Source organism: Parafrankia soli (assembly GCF_001854695.1).
GTDB lineage: Bacteria > Actinomycetota > Actinomycetes > Frankiales > Frankiaceae > Parafrankia > Parafrankia soli.
This window is the reverse complement of the sequence record NZ_MAXA01000268.1, coordinates 1-18,202: the sequence shown is the minus strand read 5'-3', so window position 1 is coordinate 18,202 and position 18,202 is coordinate 1. Positions and strand designations below refer to the sequence as shown.

14 protein-coding genes and 1 pseudogene are annotated in these 18,202 nt (G+C 73.4%); 5 read left to right on the top strand and 10 right to left on the bottom strand.

All coding sequences use genetic code 11. The annotated features are described in order from the left end of the window. Positions 1-62: 62 nt before the first annotated feature. Positions 63-794, bottom strand: coding sequence for a TetR/AcrR family transcriptional regulator (locus tag BBK14_RS31585; protein ID WP_198541490.1), 732 nt, complete (start codon positions 792-794; stop codon positions 63-65). 733 nt (positions 795-1,527) lie between these two features. Then, on the bottom strand, positions 1,528-1,848 hold the full coding sequence (locus tag BBK14_RS43090) for a hypothetical protein (protein WP_241832010.1): 321 nt from the start codon (positions 1,846-1,848) through the stop codon (positions 1,528-1,530). On the opposite strand from BBK14_RS43090, the gene BBK14_RS43085 reads away from it, so the two are divergent. Then, entirely contained in the window at positions 1,838-2,467 is a 630-nt protein-coding gene (locus BBK14_RS43085) for a pectate lyase (RefSeq protein ID WP_241832009.1), read from the top strand. The two genes, BBK14_RS43090 and BBK14_RS43085, sit on opposite strands and share 11 nt — an antisense overlap. A 54-nt stretch (positions 2,468-2,521) precedes the next feature. Here BBK14_RS43085 and BBK14_RS31575 read toward each other — a convergent pair whose 3' ends face one another. The 4 genes from BBK14_RS31575 to BBK14_RS31560 form a co-directional block, all read right to left on the bottom strand. Beyond that, positions 2,522-3,298 (bottom strand): DUF4097 family beta strand repeat-containing protein, encoded by a 777-nt coding sequence (locus BBK14_RS31575; protein WP_071066812.1) that lies wholly within the window; start codon positions 3,296-3,298, stop codon positions 2,522-2,524. Then, entirely contained in the window at positions 3,291-4,025 is a 735-nt protein-coding gene (locus tag BBK14_RS31570; RefSeq protein ID WP_198541489.1) for a response regulator transcription factor, read from the bottom strand. Before BBK14_RS31570 ends, BBK14_RS31575 begins: the two co-directional genes overlap by 8 nt. A gap of 31 nt (positions 4,026-4,056) precedes the next feature. Then, positions 4,057-5,355, bottom strand: coding sequence for a sensor histidine kinase (locus BBK14_RS31565; protein WP_071066811.1), 1,299 nt, complete (start codon positions 5,353-5,355; stop codon positions 4,057-4,059). Positions 5,356-5,887: 532 nt separating this feature from the next. Beyond that, positions 5,888-6,313: a GNAT family N-acetyltransferase gene (locus tag BBK14_RS31560; RefSeq protein ID WP_041255763.1), complete on the bottom strand. Its 426-nt coding sequence runs from the start codon at positions 6,311-6,313 to the stop codon at positions 5,888-5,890. Between the two features lie 260 nt (positions 6,314-6,573). Here BBK14_RS31560 and BBK14_RS31555 point away from each other — a divergent pair, with 260 nt between their 5' ends. Further along, positions 6,574-7,206, top strand: coding sequence for a GNAT family N-acetyltransferase (locus BBK14_RS31555; protein WP_241832008.1), 633 nt, complete (start codon positions 6,574-6,576; stop codon positions 7,204-7,206). 39 nt (positions 7,207-7,245) lie between these two features. On the opposite strand, the gene BBK14_RS31550 is transcribed toward BBK14_RS31555, so the two are convergent. The 4 genes from BBK14_RS31550 to BBK14_RS31535 all read right to left on the bottom strand — a co-directional run bounded on the left by BBK14_RS31550 (position 7,246) and on the right by BBK14_RS31535 (position 16,065). Further along, positions 7,246-9,570, bottom strand: coding sequence for a S9 family peptidase (locus BBK14_RS31550; protein WP_071066810.1), 2,325 nt, complete (start codon positions 9,568-9,570; stop codon positions 7,246-7,248). After that, positions 9,571-11,352 carry an N-acetylglutaminylglutamine amidotransferase gene (locus BBK14_RS31545; RefSeq protein WP_071066809.1) on the bottom strand — a complete coding sequence of 594 codons (1,782 nt, stop codon included), beginning with the start codon at positions 11,350-11,352 and terminating at the stop codon, positions 9,571-9,573. Positions 11,353-11,608: 256 nt separating this feature from the next. Beyond that, on the bottom strand, positions 11,609-14,206 hold the full coding sequence (locus BBK14_RS31540) for a carboxylate--amine ligase/circularly permuted type 2 ATP-grasp protein (RefSeq protein ID WP_071066808.1): 2,598 nt from the start codon (positions 14,204-14,206) through the stop codon (positions 11,609-11,611). A gap of 896 nt (positions 14,207-15,102) precedes the next feature. Further along, positions 15,103-16,065, bottom strand: a complete 963-nt coding sequence (locus BBK14_RS31535) for a LysR substrate-binding domain-containing protein (protein ID WP_071066807.1) — start codon at positions 16,063-16,065, stop codon at positions 15,103-15,105. Between the two features lie 110 nt (positions 16,066-16,175). On the opposite strand from BBK14_RS31535, the gene BBK14_RS31530 reads away from it, so the two are divergent. From BBK14_RS31530 to BBK14_RS41010, 3 genes and pseudogenes are all read left to right on the top strand, one after another. Continuing rightward, complete coding sequence (locus tag BBK14_RS31530) at positions 16,176-16,739, top strand: peroxiredoxin (protein WP_071066906.1); 564 nt, start codon at positions 16,176-16,178, stop codon at positions 16,737-16,739. Next, positions 16,739-17,278, top strand: a complete 540-nt coding sequence (ahpD, locus tag BBK14_RS31525; RefSeq protein ID WP_020459890.1) for an alkylhydroperoxidase, AhpD family — start codon at positions 16,739-16,741, stop codon at positions 17,276-17,278. Before BBK14_RS31530 ends, ahpD begins: the two co-directional genes overlap by 1 nt. Positions 17,279-17,947: 669 nt before the next feature. Next, positions 17,948-18,202 (top strand): annotated as a pseudogene (locus tag BBK14_RS41010) (FadR/GntR family transcriptional regulator); the annotation flags it as partial.

Genomic DNA, 18,202 nt, shown 5'->3' with positions numbered 1-18,202 from the left:
GATTTTTGAACTACAGGTACAAAACACGTCCACAAAAAAGGGGCGTCGGGCGATAACACTGATTAGAGCGACCCCATCACTGCGTCCACGACCCGCCTCAACTGCGTGGGATTCTCGGCGGTCTTCGCCAGTACTCGCATGCCGATCACCGTCGCGAGTAGCCAGGCGGCCACCGCCGCCGCGTCACGGCCGCCGTCGATCTCGCCGGCCCGCTGGCCTTCCTCGACGGTCGCCCGGAACGCACTCTCCGTACGCGCGAACATCTTGCGCACAGTGTCAGCCGTCTTGGCGTCCGAGGGAGCCGACTCGGCGGCGGTGTTGACCGCCATGCAGCCGCGCCGATCCGGATCGCCCAAGTCGAGCTCGACCAGCGCCTCCAGCGCGCCCCGCAGCCGGTCCTTCGTCGAACCGGGATGGTCGAGGAGTGCCTCCAGCCACTCGGCCTGCGAGTCCTGGTAGCGCGCCAGCGCCCGTTCGAACAATGCATGCTTACTGCCGAAGGTGTTATACAGGCTGCCCTTGCCGATGCCGATCTCGTCCACGAGGTCCTGAGGCGTCGTCGCTGCGTACCCCTTGCGCCAGAACACGCCCATCGCGCGGTCCACCGCCACGTCCGGATCGAACTGCTTCGGCCTACCCATGGCGCTACCTAACAGTATTTTGACCTTGAGGTCAAATAGCTGTCCTTCTCGACGGTCAGCCCCACGCCCAGCCTGAAGACCACTGAAGATGTTGGTCGAACGGCGCGGAACCGGGACGAGGATCTCGGCGACGTGCCGCGACCAGAACGTCATGATGCGGATGGACGCTGACGTTGCGTCCGGACGCCGAGGTCGTACACCGCGACCGCAGTGGACAGCCGGTTGGAACGCGAGTACATCCGCGACCGAACCCTCGAAGGCCACGAGAGCGCCCGCAAGCGCGGCAAGACCATCGGCGGCGCGGGCGTCACCGACGACTCCATGCTGTCCATGGTCCTCCATCTGCGGGAGCAGGAGATGACCAGACCACCGCGGCCTCGGCGCCGTGAGCGACCCGTCAGACGCTCAAGATCATCTCGTGGCGGGTTTCTGGCGTATCTGGGTCATGCCTGCTCAGGACTCCACGTGACGAGCGGTTCACTGTGCAGACCCGTTCCGGCGCGAGAACTCATCGAGTTCATCGTCGATCGACGACCCGAGGCTCCTTCAACCCGCCGGGTGACCGCGAGCATTCTGTGTTGTGCGGAAAGTGGCGACGCCGAGAGCAACCTTCCGACCCCCCACAGCGACAGTTCGGGTGGAAGCGTCGGAAGAGCGGCATCCACCGAGGAGGGGCGAAGACGGGTCGGCTGGTGGCCGCCGCTGAAAGGACGACATTGGTGGCACGCCGAACAAGCACCAGACACACGTACCGGGGGGAATCGACCTCGAGCGGGGAGGCGGCACCGGCCGGCCCGGCACGCAGAGCACGTCCGCGGGCCGGGTGGGGCGTCCCCGTCCTGATGGCGACGCTGGCCCTCGGGGCCGGCACGCTGTTCGCCGGGTGTCAGCCGTTCGACGGCACCCCGGTGGGTGGCGGGGGCGCTCCGGCACCGACGTCCTCGCCGACCGCGGGCCCGACCGCTCCGGTCACGCAGACACCGACAGCCGGGCCGGGTAGCCCGTCGCCGTCGGCGCCGCCGGCGCCGCCGGTCACCGCGACACCGAGCGCCGGACCGTCGGCCCCCGCGAGCCCGACCACCGCACCGACCGCAGGGCCGACGACCTCCGCGAGCCCGGGCGCGCCCGCGTCGCAGGGGCCGCTGCCGAGCTGGCCGCGCGCCACCGCGGACGTGGACGTCAGCAGCACCATCTCGGTGACGGGCACGTTCGACGGCGGCCTCAAGCGTTACTCCGGCGTCAGCGACGGCGGCCAGGAGGAGGGCCAGGACCCGATCTTCGAGGTGGCCGACGGCGGAACGGTCCAGAACGTGATCATCGGGTCGCCGGCCGCGGACGGCATCCACTGCAAGGGCACCTGCACCCTGCGCAACGTGTGGTGGGAGGACGTCGGCGAGGACGCGGCGACGTTCAAGGGCACGTCCGCGGCACAGACCATGACCATCGACGGCGGCGGGGCCCGCGGCGCCTCGGACAAGGTGTTCCAGCACAACGGGCCCGGCACGATGGTCATCCAGAACTTCCAGGTGCAGGACTTCGGCAAGCTGTACCGGTCGTGCGGGAACTGCTCGAAGCAGTACGCCCGGCACGTCGTCGTCCGCAACGTCACCGTGACGGCGCCGGGCAAGACGCTGGTCGGCGTCAACACGAACTACGGGGACTCCGCCCAGCTGTCCGGCGTCACCATCGTCGGCGACAGCAGCCGGAAGATCAGTATCTGCGACCGCTACACCGGCAACAGCAGCGGCTCCGAGCCGACGAAGACGGGCAGCGGGGCGGACGGGACGTACTGCCGCTACACGCCGTCCGACATCGCCTACCGGTAGTCCTACCAGTAGGACTACCGGTAGGCGGGCCGGCCGCTACGCCGATCCGGCCGGTCAGGTCGGGTCGGCGTAGTCGATCTCCGCGTTCCCCGAGCTGGTGGACACGCGCAGGCGGCGCGTCGCCAGCGGGTCCGTTCGCACACCGACCAGGGTGTTACCCGACCCGGTGTGGACCTCGGTCGCGTACACCTCACCGTCGTCCGGCACGGTGATCCGCACGTTGCCCGACGCCGAGTGCGCGGAGACGTCCTCGGGGGCGGTGGCCAGCTCGATGCGCACGTTCCCCGACGCCGTGGACGCGTCGACCTCGGTGGCGGTGACGCCGACCGCGCGCAGGTTCCCCGAGGCCGTCGACATCGTCAGCTGGGCACGGGCACCGTCCACCCGGACAGTCCCGGATCCGCTGCGCAGTGTCGCCGCGGAGAGCAGGTTGGTCGCCTCGACCTCGCCGGAGCCCGTTTCGGCGACCACCCGGATGCCCGCCGGCACGCGGACCGCGAACGACGCCTCGCAGTCCCAGAACCCCCCGCCGCAGTCGGCGTCGAGGGTGAGGACGCCGTCACGGACCTCGGCCGACATCGCCGGGACGGAGACCGTCCCGGCGAGACTGCCCTCGACGTCGACGACGCGCCCGGCAGCGCCCGCGATCTGGATGCGGCCGGAGTTGGTGTGGACCCGGACCATCTGGACGTCACCGGAGAACACCCGGTGCTCCACCCGCCGCACCTCGCCGGACGTCTCGTCGACGGTCTGCACGCCGCAGACCGCGGTGCCCACGACGGCGAGCAGCGCGCCGACGGCGAGCGCGGCCCGCCGGCCCGGCTCAGACATCGCCGCGCCCCGCGCTCGCCCGCGCGCCCGCCGGACGGGCCGGCCGCTCGCCGCGGGCGCCGGCGCCGCCGACTCCGCCGGCGGCGGAGTCCAGGAAGCGCAGGACGGCGAGCACGCGACGGTGGTCGTCCTCGGCCGGGGCCAGATCGAACTTGGTGAAGATGCCGGTCACGTGCTTCTCGACCGCCCGTTCGGTGACCATGAGCGCGGCCGCGATCGCGGTGTTCGACCGGCCCTGCGCCATAAGCGCCAGCACCTCGGACTCCCGTCTGGTCAGGCTGGCGAGCGGGTCCCGCCGGCGCGAGCGGAGCAACAGCTGGGTGACGACCTCCGGGTCGAGCACGGTGCCGCCGGCGGCGATCCGGTGCAGCGCCTCGCGGAAGTCGGCGACGTCGGAGACCCGGTCCTTGAGCAGGTAGCCGACTCCCCGTGCCTGCCCGGCGATCAGGTCGACGGCGTAGCGCTCCTCGACGTACTGGGACAGCACGAGCACCGCGATGTCCGGCCACTGCCGGCGCAGGACGAGCGCGGCGCGGATGCCCTCGTCGGTGAAGGTCGGCGGCAGGCGGACGTCGACGACGCACACCTGCGGCTGGATCCGGGCGACCGCCCGCAGCAGGCTCTCGCCGTCCCCGACCGCGGCGGTGACGGTGCAGCCGTCCTCCTCGAGGAGCCTGGTCAGCCCCTCCCGCAGCAGCACGGAGTCCTCCGCGATCATGATGTTCACCGGGTCACCGCCCCGGGCCGGCCGGCCCCGGTCATGTCGCGTCCCCGCATGGCAGCTCCATCCGCAGGGTCGTCCCGCCACCGGGCGGGCTGACGAGTTCGAACGCGCCGTCGACGGCGCGGGCGCGGTCACGCAGGCCGGCGATCCCGGAGCCGGCGCCCTCCCTGGCCCCGCCCCGCCCGTCGTCGGACACCTCGACCGTCAGCCGGTCCCCGGCCCGGCGCACGGCGATGCGGACGTGCCGGGCCTGCGCGTGGCGGGCGATGTTGGTCAGCGCCTCCGCGACGAAGAAGTAGGCCACCGACTCGGTCGAGATGTCCGGCCGCGGTGTGGCCTCTATGTCGAGGGTGACGGGTACCGGGGAGCGGGCGGCGAGGCCCGACAGCGCGGCGTCCAGCCCGCGGTCCGTGAGCACGGACGGATGGATCCCGCGGGCCAGGTCCCGCAGCTCGACCAGCGCCCGCTTGGTCTCCGCGTGGGCTTCGGCGATGAGCCCGTGGGCGCCGTCCGGGTCGTCGGCGAAGCGCGCCTGGGCGCGGCCCAGGGTCATCGCGACGGCGACGAGGCGCTGCTGGGCGCCGTCGTGCAGGTCCCGCTCGATGCGGCGCCGCTCGGCGGCGGCCGCGGCGACCATCCCGGCCCGGCTGGACTCCAGGTCGTCCACCCGGGCCAGCAGCTCGGGATCGCCCGGTGGGGAGAGCACCAGCCGCGCCAGCGCGAGGTGCGCGGCGACCACCCCGCGGGCGATCCACGGCGCGGCGAGCAGGACGACCAGCCCGACGCCCACGTGGAACGCCAGCGAGCCGCCGTAGCCCAGGTTCATCCCGAAGACCCGGCCGCCGTCGGCGAGCGCGTGCCCGTACAGCGGGAACATCAGGAACGACAGCCCGCCGCCCCACGCGCAGAAGACCACCCAGGCGCCCAGCCAGCCGAACAGCGGCAGGATGACCAGGGCGTAGAGGACCTCCAGCCAGTTCCCCGGGCCGCGCAGCCGGAGCCAGCCGCGGCGGAACCAGCTCGGGGTGTCGGCGGGGGGCGTCCCGGGGGGCACCGAGCCCGGCGGGGGACGAAGCCACAGCCGCTGGCGGAGCACCACCCGGAACCGCCAGGCGTCCACGACCGCCGCCATCCGCGCGCTGAACAGGGCGAACCACACCAGCGGGAGGCCGAGAAGCGCCACGAACATCATCGGGATGCCGGCGGCGATCGCGACGAGGACCACGACGAAGGCCACGGTGGCGACCACCGCCGACTGGGCCACGAAGATGGTGGCGGTCCAGCCGGCCGGCCCGTAGGTCGCCCGCGCGGCGTCCACGAGCGCCCGACGCACCCCACGCGCCACTGTTCCGGGCGCCGTCGTTCCGGGCGCCGCTGTTCCGGGCACCATCGCCACGGGCGGCGAGGCGGCCGGTTGGTCCGACCGTCCCGCCGGCCCATCCGGCGTTGGTGCCGCCGACGCGCCGACCTGCACCTCGCTCACCTTTGCTCCGTCCGCTGCCGCGTCCGCCCGTCGGGCCCGGGCCCGACGGGCGGGTCAGGACCGTCTGTGCCGACGGTAGATCGCCGGTGCCGGCCCCGGCGACGGAGCTGGCCCGTCAGTTCGTCCGGGGGCTAACCGCACCGTTGCATGTGAGCGCCTGGTAGCGCCTGGTAGCGCCTGGTCATGCCGCCTCGCCTCTCGCACGTCGTGGTTCTCGTGAGCCGGGTGGTGAGCTTGTGCAGCTAACAGCAGGTTTCACCCCCCGGTCGCGATGATCATGTTCCATGGCGGGAGAGGACGGCGGGGCACCGGGACAGGACGGCGACACATGACGGCGGAGGGGCCGGAGCCGACGGAGAAGCTCAGAGCCGGCGGGGAGGATTCAGAGGCGGCGGGCGAAGTGGAACGACGGGATGATGTAGCCGTTGCGCAGATAGAGGCGGTGGGCCTCGTGGCGGTGCGTACCGGCGTCCAGGTGGATCTGGGCGCAGCCCAGGCGCTTCGCCTCCCGTTCGACCCAGGCGAGCAGCCGGGTGGCGTGCCCGCGCCCGCGCATGCCGGGCATCGTCGTCAGGTCGTCCACCAGCAGGTGCCGGCCGTAGGCGAGCGAGCTGCTCTCCCGGAAGCCGACGGCCGCCACGACCCTCCCGGTCTCGCCGTCCCACGACCCCACCAGGCGGTACCCCTGCGGACGCTGCACCTCGTTCACCAGCTTGACGAACCCGGTCGAGGTCAGATGAGGACGCAGCTGCCGCATGGGATCGAAAGCCAGCCAGGTGCGTTCGGCCTCCAGCTCCTCTATCTTCACATTACGCATTGTTACAGCTCGATGGCGTGATGTGTGGACGGTGCTGTGTGGACGGCGTACATCCCGCCGGGTGCGGCGCCCGAGACGCGGCACCCGTCCGGTGGCTCGGACACGCCGCCCGGGCCGAAAACGCCTCGCGAACTGTCGGACCCCCCGGCTAGGGTCCCCAGCGCGACCGGGAGATCGGCGCCGGTCACGCGGGCCCGCCCACACCGGACGGGCGTACACAGAGAGACCCCAGGATGCCTTCAGGAGCAGCGTTGTCGACGGCCGACCCACACTGTCCCGACTCACCCCGTCCCGGCGCAGGCGGCCCGGCGCCGGTCGGCGGGGGCGGCCCGGTGCTGAACGGGCCGCGGCTGTGCCTGCGGCCGCTGACCGTCGAGGCGCTGGGAGCGCTGCTCGGCGGCGACCGCGCGGGCGCGCAGCGGGCCACCGGGGCGGTCTTCCCCGACCCGCTGGCGGCTCCCCCGCTGGAGGAGGGCGCACTCACCCGGACGCGCGACCGCCTGGCGGCCAGCCCGGCCGAGCTGGGCTGGTGGGCCTGGCTCGCCGTCGACCGTGCCACCGGGGCCGCGGTCGGGTCGCCGGCGCTGTCCGGCCCGCCCGACGCGGACGGCACCGTAGAGCTCGGCTACGCCACCTACCCCGAGTTCGCCGGGCGCGGGTACGCGGTCGAGGGCGGGCGGCTGCTGCTCGACTGGGCGTTCGAGGACCCACGGGTCCGGCGGGTGCTCGCCGTCGTCCCGCCGGCGCACGACGCGTCGGTCAGCGTCGCGCGCCGGCTGGGTCTGTCGGTGATCGGCCGGGCGCACGACGAGGAGGCCGGCGAGCTGCTCCTGCTGGAACGCGCACGAGCGGACCAGCCCACCGGCCCGTCCGTCCGCCGCTGACCGGCGCCAACCGCTGCCGACCGCCACGGGCGCGATCGGTCAGACGGCCTCGATCGGTCGGACGGCCTCGCCGAGGGTGTCCGCCGGCGTCTGCGCGCCGGTCAGGCGGGCCGCGACGAACTCCACCACGGCGCGGACGAACACCAGCCGGTTCGCGCGCTCGGCGACCTCGTGACCCTCGCCCTCGAAGAGCAGGTACTCGCACGGGATCCCGCGGGCCCGGGCCGCGGCGACGGTCTGCTCGGCCTCACACACGGGGACGTTGGTGTCGTTGGCCCCGTGCACGACCAGCAGCGGGGCTGCGAGCGCATCCATCCGGTGCAGCGGCGACAGCGCCCGTAGCAGGTCACGGTCGGTCGCCGGGTCGCCGTACTTGGTGACCGCCGGCGCGGCGATCCACGGTTCGGTGTGCCGGTAGAAGGTCTCCAGATCGGCCATCCCACACACGTCGACACCGACGGCGAACAGCTCGGGGTGGCAGACCAGCGCGGCCAGCGTCAGGTACCCGCCGTAGGACCGGCCGGCCACGCCGATGTGGCCCGGCGCGGCCAGACCCTCGGTGACCAGGTGCGTCACGGCACTCGCGACGTCGGCGATGCCGGCGAAGCGGCCGGCCAGGTGGTCGGCCTCCTCGAACGAGCGACCGAACCCGGTGGAGCCGCGCACGTTCGGCGCGAACACGGCGATGCCGCGGGCGAGCAGCGCGTGGAAGAGCGGGTTGAGGACGGGGCGCTCCTGCGCCTCCGGGCCGCCGTGGAAGTAGAGCAGGGTGGGCACCGGCCCCGGGGCCACCCGTGGGCGGTACCACCAGCCGGTGAGCTCCAGCCCGTCGTGCGCGAGGAACCGGCGCGCGATCGGGCGGACGAACCGGTAGCCCACGTCCTCCGTCCCGCCGGGCACCTCGGGCGCCCCCGCCGGGCCCGGGCCCGCAGTGTGCGTCCCGCTCGCGGCCACGGCCGTGATCTCGACGGTGGGGTACGCCGTCGGCGTGTGCGAGACCAGGCAGCGGTAGGCCGGCACGCCGCTGTCCGAGGTGCCCGCCGAGGTGCCGTCCGGGGCGTCCGACGCGGTGCCGGGCGGAATGTCCGCCGCGGTGCCGGTCAGGTCGCAGGTCCACACCTCGCCGGGGGCGGTGGAGCCGTCCAGCGCCAGGAGCAGGCTCGCCCCGCCGGGCCCGGGGAGCAGGCCGGTGACCACCTCGCGCGGCAGCGGCGGCAGGGCCTGCGACGTCCCGTCGTCCAGGCTGTGGACGGCGAGCTCGGTGCGCCCGCCGACGTTCCAGCCGAGCACGGCCGTGGCCGGGGCGAGGAGGAGGAAGCGCTCCAGGTCCGCGTCGTCCCGGCCGGCCAGCAGTCGGGTCGGCCCCGGCCGGCCGTGCGGGTCCAGGGGCACCTCGAGCAGGCCCGGCCGCTCGCGGCCCAGGTCGCAGGCGAGCAGGGCACGCGAGGCGTCCGCGGCGAAGGTGCCTGAGACGGCCGTGGCGGTGCCGCCCGCGACCTCGAACGCCTCGGTCGCGATCCCTCCGGCGGTCCCCCCGCTGCCGGCCGCTCCGCCGGCCATCTCGTCGTTGAGCGGGAACGCCTCGAGCGGGGCGGCGGCCGGTGCCAGCGGGTCGGGCGCGTCCACCCGGGCCACCAGCACACGCCGGGCGCCCCGCGGGCCCTCCCGCAGGAGCAGCAGCCACCGGTCGGCGGTCTCGTGGACGGCGCAGACCTGCAGGGCCAGCCCCACCGCGAGGTGGCGGCGGTGGCCGGCCGGGTCGACGGCGACCGCGTGGGTCAGCCCGGAGCGGGCCGACTCGGTGACCACGAGCAGCCGGCCGCCCGCCGCCCACCGGGAGACCGTGGCCGCGCACGCCTCCACGGCTCCCGCCGTGCCGGGCCGGACGCCACCGGCCAGCCGGTGCGCCGCCGTGCCGTCCGGGCAGGCCGTGCCGTCCGGACGAACAAGGTGGACCTCGGTGTGCTCCCCGCCGCCCGGGGCCACGGTGATCGCGATCCAGGCGCCGTCCGGGGACCACAGCGCCGACCGGACGTGCGCCGGGCCGGTGTCGAGGACCCGCTCCGTCCCGTCGGCCGCGCGGACCCACAGGGCCGGGCGTCCGGTGGCGTCCCCGACGAAGGCGATCGAGCCGTCCGGGCCGGGTGAGGGCCCGCGCACGCTCGGCGGCGCGGCCCACTCGTCCACCAGGTCCCGCGGTGCCGGGAGCGGCGGCTCGGCCGCTCCCAGGACCGGCGAGTCCACCGGTTGGACCGGGACGGCACCGGCCGGCAGGGCGCCAGCCGGTGCCGCGGTGGTCTCAGACCGCGCCGCGGCGGTCCGGGACGGGATGCCGGTGAGCGCCGACTCGACCGGACGGATCATTCACACCCCCTGTGTCTGCAGCCACATCTCGAGCAGGGCGGCCTGCCAGAGCGCGTTCGCCCCGAGCGTCGTACGGTTCGAGTTCGGGTCGGCGAGCATCTCGTCGACCCAGTCCTTGCGGAACAGCCCGCGGCTCCGGGCGACCGGGTCGGTCAGCGCGTCGGCGACCCGGGCGAGGAACGGGCCGTCGAGGTGGCGGATCGCCGGCACCGGGAAGTACCCCTTCGGCCGGTCGATGACGTCCACCGGCATCAGCGGCCGGCTGAGGTCCTTGAGCACGCCCTTGCCGCCGGAGGCGAGCTTCAGCTCGGGCGGGCACGCGGCGGCGAGCTCGACGAGTTCGTGGTCGAGGAAGGGCGTGCGGGCCTCCAGGCCGGCCGCCATCGTCATGTTGTCGACCCGCTTCACCGGGTCGTCGACCAGCATCACCGTGGAGTCGATGCGCAGCGCGGCGTCGACCGAGGTCTCGGCGCCGGGCTCGGCGAACCGCTCGGCGACGAAGTGCCGACTGGCGTCACCCTCGATGAGGTGGTGCGACTCGACCATCGCCGGCAGCTCGGCGTGCGGCCGGTCGGCGAACACCCGCAGGTAGGCGTCGACGGCGTCGCCGCGCGGGACGGTCGCCAGCGGCGGGTACCAGGAGTAGCCGGCGAAGACCTCGTCCGCGCCCTGGCCGGACTGCACGACCTTGACGTGCCGGGCCACCTCCTGCGAGAGCAGGTAGAACGCGACGCAGTCGTGGCTGACCATCGGCTCGCTCATCGCGGCGACGGCCGCGTCGATCGCCGGCAGCAGCCGGTCGCCGGGGACGCGGATCTGGTGGTGGTCGGTGCCGAAGCGGCGGGCGATGATGTCCGAGTAGTGGAACTCGTCGCCGGACTCGCCGCCGGCGGCCTCGAAACCGACGCTGAACGTGGCGAGGTCACGCTGGCCGGCCTCGGCGAGCAGCGCGACGATGAGGCTGGAGTCCAGGCCGCCGGAGAGCAGCACCCCGACCGGGACGTCGGCGACCATGCGCCGGCGCACGGCGGTGCGCAGCCGCTCGCCGACCGCGTCCCGCCAGTCGTCCGCCGTCCAGGAGGCGTGCTCCTCCTGACGGGTGGAGTCGGGCCGCCAGTAGACCTCGTCGCGGGTCGTGCCGTCCGCCTCGACGGTCCGGATGGTGGCCTGCGGCAGCTTGCGCACGCCGGCCAGGATCGTGTGCGGCGGCGGGACCACCGAGTGGAACGACAGATAGTGGTGGAAGGCGACCAGGTCGATGTCGGAGGACACCCCGCCGCCGGCGAGCAGGGCCGGCAGGGTCGAGGCGAACCGCAGGCGGTGCGGGTCGCGCGTCACGTAGAGCGGCTTGATCCCGAGCCGGTCGCGGACGAGGACGAGCCGGCCGGTGTCGCGCTCGTACACGGCGAAGGCGAACATGCCGGCGAAGTGGTCGACGCACCGGGGGCCCCAGTGGTGGTACGCCTTGAGGATCACCTCGGTGTCGGAGGTGGAGAAGAAGCGGTAGCCGGCGTCGACGAGCCGGTCGCGCAGCTCCTGGTAGTTGTAGATGCAACCGTTGAACACCGCGGTGAGGCCGAGCGCGGTGTCGACCATGGGCTGGGCGCCCCGCTCCGACAGATCAATGATCTTCAGCCGACGGTGGCCGAACGCCACCGGGCCGGTGGCCCACAGCCCGACCCCGTCCGGGCCCCGCGCCTCCATCGCGGCGGTCATCCGCCCCACCGCGGCGACGTCCGCCTCACGGCCGTCGAACCTCAGCTCCCCGCTCAGCCCGCACATGGTCCAGCTCCCGTCGATCGGTTGGTCAGACGGCCGTTCTTCCCCTCCTCGACGACGTCCGCCCACCCGGTTCCGGGGACCCGCCGGGACCGACGGGGCGGATGCCCCGCGATGACGACGGGTGGCGCGGTGCCATGCCGAGGACCACATTCGACGGCCAAGGTTTCACCACAATGACAAGGATGTTGCGGTGTGCGACCGTTCACGCGCACGCCGACAGCCGGCGGCCCAGGGGACCGCCGGCCGTCGGGCACGCTCAGGGACGCAGCAGCCAGGTGTCCTTCGACCCGCCGCCCCGGGACGAGTTGACGATCAGGCTGCCCGGCGGCGCGACCCGGCTCAGGGCGGCCGGTGCGACCACCGCCGTCTCGCGGCCGGCGTAGACGAAGGCCCGCAGATCGACCGCGCACGGCTGGAGCTCACCGTCGACCCAGGTGGGATGGGTCGACAGGGCGACCATCTCCTGGCCGATCCAGCCCCGCGGGTCGGCCAGGATCCGCTCGCGGACCTCGGTCAGCTCGAACGGCTCGGCCTGCGGGCCGATCACCACCCCGGAGCCCCCGTAGCCGTCCACCGGCTTCACGACGAGCTGTTCGAGGTGCTCCAGGACGTGCGCGCACTGCTCCTGGTCACCGCACACATAGGTCGGGACGTCGTCGAGCAGCGGCTGCTCACCCAGGTAGTAGGTGATCATCCGGGAGACGTAGGCGTAGACGACCTTGTCGTCGGCGACCCCGTTGCCCAGCGCGTTCGCCAGCGCGAGCGTGCCGGCCCGCACCGCGCGCAGCAGCCCGGGGCCCAGTGGCAGCCCGTCAGCGCCCGGCAGCCCCGTCAGCTCGTCCTCGTCCACCCGCCGGTAGAGGACGTCGATCCGGCGCCGCCGCCCGCCGTCGACGGCGTAGAGCACGTCGTCGTCGACCAGGATGTCGGCCGGGGTCAGCAGCGGCACCCCCATCTCCTCGGCGAGGAAGGTGTGCTCGTAGTAGGCGGAGTCCTCCTCGCCGACGGTGAGGACGGCGACGGCGGGCTCGCCGCGCACCGCCGGCGGGGCGGCCGCGACCAGCGCCTCGTGCAGCAGCGCCGGCACCGCGTCCACCCCCAGGATGGCGCCGGGCGGGTTGAGCTCGGGCAGCGCCGACCGGGTCAGCCGCCGGCCCTCGATCGCGTAGGCGATCCCGGACGGCACCCGCAGGTTGTCCTCCAGCACGAGCCACTTGCCGTCGGCGCCGCGGACGAGGTCGATGCCCGCCACCGTCACCCGCACGCCGCCGGAGCGCGGCGACCCGTCGCCGGAGAGGACCCGACCGGAGTGGCGCAGCCCCGGCGAGTCGTTCACCAGCCAGGCCGGGATCACCCCGTCGGCGACCGCGGCGCGCTCGGAGTAGGTGTCGCGCAGGAACGCCTCCAGTGCCCGCACGCGCTGGGTGAGCCCGGCCTGCAGGCGTTCCCAGTCGCCCGCGGTGACGACCCGCGGAACCAGGTCGAACGGGAACGGGCGCCGCTCGGACTCGCCGTTCACCCGGAAGACCACGCCACGTTCGATCTGCTCGGCCTGCATGGCCTCGCCGCGCTCGGCGAGCACCGCCGGGCCGAGGCGGTCCAGGGTGCGCACCACACCGCGGTAGTGCGGCCGGACGCCACCGCCCTCGGCGATGACCTCGTCGAACCCGGACGGCTGGTAGCGGTCCAGCAGCGGCGGCAGCGCTGCCCCCGCGCCCGCCGACGGGACGGTGCCCGGCGGGTGGACCGCCGACGCCGGCGAGTCGCGCGTCTCGGCCAGCACGAGGTCCGCGACGTCGGTCAGCAGGCCGCGGCGGGCGAAAGCCCGGCGCTGGCGGGACGCGGCGCTGCCCCGCCCCACCGCCGCCTCGGCCAGGTCACGCACCAGGTCCCAGTCCCCGACCTTCTCCAGGTCGGGACGGACCTCGGTGAGCAGCCGGCGCAGCAGCTCCTCTGCCGGCATGCTGCCGGTGCCCGACAGGTCCACGAGGTCGCCCTCGATGCCGGAGCGGGCCGCGCGCCAGGTCGCCGCGCGCAGCAGCTCGGCGCGCGGCGGCGGAGCCGGTGCGCCCGCCTCGACCGCCTCGATCGCCCGGCACACCAGCGCCCGGAACAGGCCGGCGATCAGGATGACGTTGTCGACGTCCGGGCAGGCGTCGCAGATCCGCAGCTCGACGGTGGGCAGGTGCGCGGACGGCCGGACGTCGAAGTAGACCATGCCCGGGTCGCTGATGACGCCGGACTTCACCAGGTCCGCCACGAGCTGGTCGTACTCGGCGGCGGTGCGGAACGGCCCGGCCACGCCAGCGGTCGGCCAGCGCTGCCAGACCATCGTCCGCATGCTCGCGTAGCCGCTGTCGGCACCGCGCCAGAACGGCGAGCTCGCCGACAGCGCCAGCAGCATCGGCAGCCAGGGGGCCACCCAGGCGGTGACGGCCATCGCCAGGTCGCGGTCGGCGACGTCGACGTGGACCTGGGCGCCGCAGATGAGCTGCTCGCGTGCGAGGAGCTGGTACTCCTCGGTCATCTGGATGTAGCGCGCGTCCCGCGAGACGTCGAGGACGGACATGTCGACGATCGGCACCGTTCCCGCCGCGGCGGGGCCGAGGCCCAGCGGCTCGGCGACCGCGGCGAGGCGGCGGCGCAGGTCGAGCAGGTCCGCCCGGAGGTCGGAAAGGTCGGTACAGGGCCGGCTGTTGGTTTCGACCACGGAGCGCAGCAGCTCCGGGGAGAACTGGTCGTCGGGGAGGCCGCGCAGAATCTCCTCCGCGCGGGGTACCAGCTGTCTGGTAGCGAGATCGAGAATGTGGAATTCTTCTTCGACACCGACGGCCGCGATCCGCGCGTCGCTCATGAATACCTACACTAGGCCCGAGGGGTTACGGCGATATGTCCTGAGTGTGTCACAGGTCGCCGTGAATCGRAATTCTTCGGGAGCGGTCTCCGATGGTGCCGCGCCCGGCACGGAAATCGCCCGCGCCGCGGCCGCGCCGCCGTCCTCGATGTTCACGTCGGCTCCGTACCTCATCCTGCGCGGTCGGCCGCGCATGGCGGTTCCATGCGGGCCGAATCCGCGGACGGCCACCGCTCACGCGGCCGGGGCCGGGAGCGGGCAACGCCCTGCGCGCCGGCCGGAGCACGCGTCCACCCCTGGGCCGGCACGGCTGTGGTACCCACAGGGAACCTGTTAAAACCGTGATGAAACACCCATGGGCAGCACGTCCTGCCTGCTCGCGGCGCATGTTCCGGGCGGCCGGGTACGCACCCGGCCGAACCCCGCGCGACGGTTCCGCCGGGGTCACCGCGGCACACATTCCATCGCCACGGGCGGCGCGACGGATCAACCACGGAGCAGCCCACGGAGCAGCCCACGGATCGGCCACCGGACGGCCACGGATCGCCAGGGCGCCCGGACGCGGGGCCACCGGCCGGTTTCGGATACCGGACGATCCGGCCCGCGCGGGCACCGGCTGACCCGGCCACGCGCGGTACGCGAGACGATTCCGGCGAATAGCCACCGCCCGCGCAAACTCTGGCCGATTTACCGTCGCGGCAACGGCTCCAGGCCACGGAAACGGTATTCAGGCACGGAGATCACAACGTTTCCCATCCCGATTGGGACCGCGCGGAGGGCGAGGCGTGGCGGGGCGGAGGCCCGGCGGAGCGCGGCCGGGCGGGCGGCGGCGGGCGGGCCTCGGCCGCGTGCCGGGCGTCACGGAGAGCAGCCGCGGTCGACCCGGGCGGGCCGGGTCAGCCGACGGGAGCCGGTGTCCGCTCGGGTGCGGGCACCGGCGTGACCTCCAGGCCCGTGCCGGGCAGCGCCTCGCGGATCTCGGCCGCGAGCAGGGTCCAGTCCGCCACCCGGGCCGAGGTCGTCCGGTAGGCAAGGCCGATGCGCCGGCGCGGCGCCGGGTCACGGAAGGTCGCCGTTGCCAGGCCGCGCCCCTCCCCCACCTCGACGCCCACCGCCGCCGCCGGGATCAGCGTCAGCCCCAGGCCGCCGGCGACCATCTGCACGATCGTGGACAGGCTCGCCGCGCGCAGCGCGCTGCGCTCGCGTGCCCCGGCCTCGCGGCAGACGTCCAGGGCCTGCGCCCGGAAGCAGTGGCCGTCCTCGAGGAGGAGCAGGTCCCGGCCGCACAGGGAGGAGACCGGCAGCGCGGCGCTGCCGGCCATCGGGTGGTCGACGGGCGTCACGAGCACGAAGTCCTCGTCGTAGAGCGGCAGCTCGGCCACCCCGGGCTCGTCCGTCGGCAGGGCGAGCAGCGCCAGGTCCAGCGAGCCGCCGCGCAGCTCCTCCAGCAGCGCGGACGTCTGCGCCTCGCGCAGCCGCAGCCGCGCCTCCGGCCGGCGGGCCCGCAGCGACGGCAGCAGCTGGGGCAGCAGGTAGGGCGCCACCGTGGGGATGACGCCGAGCCGGATGTCGCCCGACAGCGGCGCCCGCGCGCGCACCGCGAGCTGGGCGATGTCGTCGACGGCCCCGAGCACCCCGCGCGCCCGCTGGACGATCTCCTCCCCCACCGGCGTCAGCAGCACGCTGCGGGTCGTCCGCTCGACGAGCTGGATGCCCAGGGTGCGCTCCAGCGCGGCGACGGCGCTCGACAGCGTCGGCTGGCTGACGTGCAGCGAGGTCGCGGCCCGACCGAAGTGCCGGTGATCCGCGACACCCACGAGGGCTCGTAGCTGAGCGAGCGTGGGCTGAGGTTGAGTCATAGAGAGAAGCTATCAGACTTGCCGAATCTTTCGATTTCTCTTCTGAGTCCCCGATCGCGAGAGTGGAGCCCGTGTCCCACTCCGGGGCACACCGAAAGGAGATCATCCAGGTGCTGACCGTCGGCGACGTGTTCCCCGCCTATGACCTGACCGGCGTCGTGTCGAGCGACCCCGACACCGCGTTCGTCCAGGAGACCTCCACCAGCCGCACCGGTCAGTGGCGGGTCGTGTTCTTCTGGCCGAAGGACTTCACCTTCGTCTGTCCGACCGAGATCGCCGCCTTCGGCCGGCTCAACTCCGAGTTCGCCGACCGCGACGCGCAGATCCTCGGCGTCTCGACGGACAACGAGTACGTCCACCTCGCATGGCGGCAGAACCACTCCGACCTGCGTGAGCTCCCCTTCCCGATGCTGTCCGACATCAAGCGCGAGCTCGCCGTGGCCTGCGGGGTGCTCGGCGACGACGGTGTCGCGCAGCGGGCGACCTTCGTCATCGACCCGGACGGCGTCATCCAGTTCGTCATGGTCACCGCCGGCAGCGTCGGCCGGAACCCGGCCGAGGTGCTGCGCGTACTCGACGCGCTGCAGACCGACGAGCTGTGCCCGTGCAACTGGCAGAAGGGAGAGGCCACCCTGGGTGCGGCGGCGCCGGCCCCGGCGGAGGTCGCGGCGTAATGGGAGTCGCCCGACTGCGGGAGCTGCTTCCCGACTACGCCAAGGACCTGCGCCTCAACCTCGGCTCGGTGACCTCCCAGTCGCAGCTGAACAACCAGCAGCTGTGGGGCACCGTTCTGACGTCGGCGATCGCCAGCCGCGGCGCGACCACCCTGACCGAGCTCGAGGCCGAGGCGCTGGAGCACCTCAGCCCCGAGGCCGCCAAGGCGGCTCGCACGGCCGCCGCGCTGATGGCGATGAACAACGTGTACTACCGGACGCTGCACCTGCTGGAGGACAAGGAGTACTCCAGGATGCGCGCCGGGCTGCGGATGAACGCCATCGCCAACCCCGGCGTCGACAAGGTCGACTTCGAGCTCTGGTCGCTGGCCGCGTCGGCGGTGAACGGCTGCGGCATGTGCCTGACCGCCCATGAGCACGAGCTGCGTGGGCGGGGGGTGTCGCGCGAGGTCATCCAGGACGCGATCCGGGTCGCCTCGGTCGTGCACGCGGTGGCCGTGACGATCGAGAGCCACGAGCAGGTGCCGGCCACCGCCTGAGCCCCCTGCCCCGTCGAGCGGGCCGGGCGGACGCCCGCCCGCCCTGCCCGCCATCCCCCAGCTGATATTCACCGAGGCCCGGTGTCGCGGTCCCCCCGACCGCGGCACCGGGCCAACCTCATGTCCGGGGCCACCCGCGGCCGGCGACGGCCGCGACTCGCTGTGGTCTCCCTGGTTGCCGACCGGCGACCGAGCGTGATCGCGAGAGACTCCCGCCCACGGGCCGCGGGACACCGCCCCGGCACCGGATCGCACCGCCACGGCCGGAGAACACGCAGATCCGGCCGCTGACCGGACTCCCACCGGCGCGGCGGCGGCAAGGTCTGAGCATCCTCACTTCAGCACTTTGAGTAACCATGACGCCCCATTGAGCCAAGCCATCTTTGGTTTACACCGTGGTCTGATTCCTCCCAGCCCAACCAGGCAGTCCATCTGATGCCACAATGCAACTTCGCAAGCACGCCTTGTAGTCGGAGTTGAGCAACAGTCGCAGGTCGCAACGGTGCCAGGTCAACCGGGATCGCCTCACCGACGGGCAGCGGCGGGCACCGACGGGTCCTCCCTGCGGAGCCGACCGCCGACGACGAGCGTGGACAAGGGCAACACGGATGCCGCCGGCCGCGACAACGAGCGGGCACCGGCAGCTTGAGGAACTGGGGGACCATCATCATGGCGTTACTGAATCCGGCAAATGTGAGCACGTCCCGCAGCGGGCACGCGCTGCGGGTGCCACGGCGCGGCGGCGAGGGTGCCGCCACGGCCGCGTCCGGCGGATCCGGCGCCGGATCAGCCGGCCCACCGCGGATCCCGCTGCTCCCCGAGAACAAGGTCGGTCAGCAGGTCCGCGTGCCCAAGACCGCCGAGCTCGTCGCGGCCCAGCTCCGCCGCCAGATCGTCCGTGGTGAGCTCGTCGAAGGCGACGCC